The 2253-nt window shown below is 30.3% G+C and carries 2 protein-coding genes; one reads left to right on the top strand and one right to left on the bottom strand.

From position 1 onward, the window contains the following. Positions 1-369 precede the first annotated feature (369 nt). Positions 370-1284: a sulfurtransferase gene (locus tag ABZA26_RS13135; protein ID WP_372714959.1), complete on the bottom strand. Its 915-nt coding sequence runs from the start codon at positions 1282-1284 to the stop codon at positions 370-372. A 565-nt stretch (positions 1285-1849) separates the two neighbouring features. Between ABZA26_RS13135 and ABZA26_RS13140 the strand changes: the two genes are divergently transcribed. Continuing rightward, positions 1850-2253 (top strand): glycine betaine ABC transporter substrate-binding protein (locus ABZA26_RS13140; protein ID WP_372714960.1); only part of this gene is annotated, 404 nt, incomplete at its 3' end.

Raw genomic sequence — 2253 nt, forward strand, 5'->3', positions numbered from 1 at the left:
CCTCTTTACATGTTTCATATAGATAACTTTGAAGTTCTTGACCTATTAAAAATGAGCTCAGCTGTGGGGATGAGAGCAGCTCTGATCTACATTACCATAATATCTATCGGGTATCTTTTTAAATGGAAAACTAATAAATTAAAATAATCATGGAAGAAAGAGTGAAAATAGACATAATTAAATAAAACTTACCATATACAAAATACTATAAGGCACTTCAAGAGTTCCTGATAACTGATGATGGCTTTATATTCAGTTTTGTTATTCTTGGAATACAAAAGAGAGTTCCATAGGGAACTCTCTTTTACAATTATAAATTCTAGTTTAGACTAACTTTGGGAGGTGCCCTTGCAACCGGTTAAATTTTATTTAACCTTTATCAGCTGGAAGGTCTTTATTATATGACCATTCAATCCATGAACCATCATAGTTTTTCACTTTTTTATATCCAAGAAGCTGAGTGAGTACAAATGTTGTATGCGCAGATCTAACCCCTGACTGGCAGTAAGCTATTATTGTTGAATCTGAAGTTACACCTTGCTTTACATATATATTTTTAAGCTCCTCTATACTTCTAAATGTTTTGTCTCCTTTATCATTTACAGCTGATTCCCAAGGTATAAATGTTTTACTTGGAATTCTTCCTGGTCTGAAGGCACCTTTTTTAGTTGTTGTACCTAAATGTTCATCCTCTGCTCTTGTATCGATAACGATTATATCTTTGCTTTTTATAGCTTTTTTTACATCTTTTAACTGAGCAAGTTTTGAATAATCAGGTTTTTTATTGAAACTGTATACTTTTTTATCCTTTTTTTTGGCAAATCCCATTTCCAGAGGAAGACCTGCTTCTTCCCAACCGTCTATTCCACCATCGATAAGAGAGATTTTCTTATGCCCATACATATCCAGTATCCACCATAGTCTCGCTGCATCATAGTCAGCTTTCGCATCGTATATAAGAATATGTGTGTCTGAATCTACCCCGTAATTTCCTAAAACATTTTTCATTTTTTCAGCAGAAGCTCTCATTCCTCCAAATGGATATTCACTATCATCTGCAGATATATCTGTTCTCCAAATATCCACAGCTCCGGGAATATGCCCTATCAAAAATTCCGTTGTTTTTCTTACATCTAATACTACTACGTTTTTATTGTTTTCCATAATCTCTTTTGCTTTCTCTGGACTTACTAATGCTTCAGGATTGTGATACTGAGAATAATCTTTTGCCATAACTGCAGACATCATCAATAATCCCATTAATAAAATTAATAATTTTTTCATTTTAAAAATTCCTCCTCGATAAATTTAATTTTAGCATAAATAATGTAACAGAGCCGCATAATAAAATCGTTGATGTTCGCTAGTGTTCTTTCTAAAGTGTATTGTGATTTTTTTAATTTGTCAATAGACAGATTAAATTTAGTGTTTTAAATGGAATTAATATGGTCTATTATCGAAGTGTAATCATTGATAAATGAAAGTATTAACTCTGTTAATTTAATTTCAAATTTTAAGCTAATTACTATTTAAATTTGAGTTAACCTCCTAGATTTATATTTTCATATCCTATATTTGAAAATTGAAATACAAATTTCAAATATAGGATAGCTATTTGTAGAATTAAATGTTACAATAATGTTGGAAAAATAAATCAGAAATCATAGAACATAATATTTTAAATTTGAAAATTTTTGTATTGTAATCAATTGAATAAATGCTTTTAAGTGAGCTCAATTTAAAAAGATAAAATTTGTTGTTTCAATAAGATCCGAATTCAAATACTCAAATAAATTTATTAGATGAAGTTAATCTAATTAATTATATAAAAATAGGGGGGGATTAAAAGATGACTAAGTTATTGAAAAGGATTGTAATTGTTATGATGATTATAACATTTGCGGCTTGTGGTAAAAAAGAGGAGAAGGTAGAAACGATAACATTGGGGCACACAAACTTTACAGAGCAGAGAGTCTTGGGACAATTGTTTGCAGTTATGATCGAGAATCACACTGATTATAAGACTGATGTAAAAGAATTGGGTGGGACTAAAATTGCATTTGAAGCTATAAAAACCGGTGATATATCTATTTACCCTCATTGTACAGGGACTGGGTATTCAGTTATTTTAAAACAGAATGAGCTTAAAGATCCAGATGCGGTTTATGAATATGTAAAAAATGCATATGCAGAAAAAGAGTATAATTTAGAATATTTAAAACCACTTGGATTTAACGATACATATACATTGGC

It is taken from the genome of Ilyobacter sp., assembly GCF_041583315.1.
Lineage (GTDB): Bacteria > Fusobacteriota > Fusobacteriia > Fusobacteriales > Fusobacteriaceae > Ilyobacter.

Excerpts from the sequence above, each read along its gene's own strand:
- ABZA26_RS13135 (WP_372714959.1), bottom strand. The coding sequence starts at position 1,284 with ATGAAAAAATTATTAATTTTATTAATGGGATTATTGATGATGTCTGCA.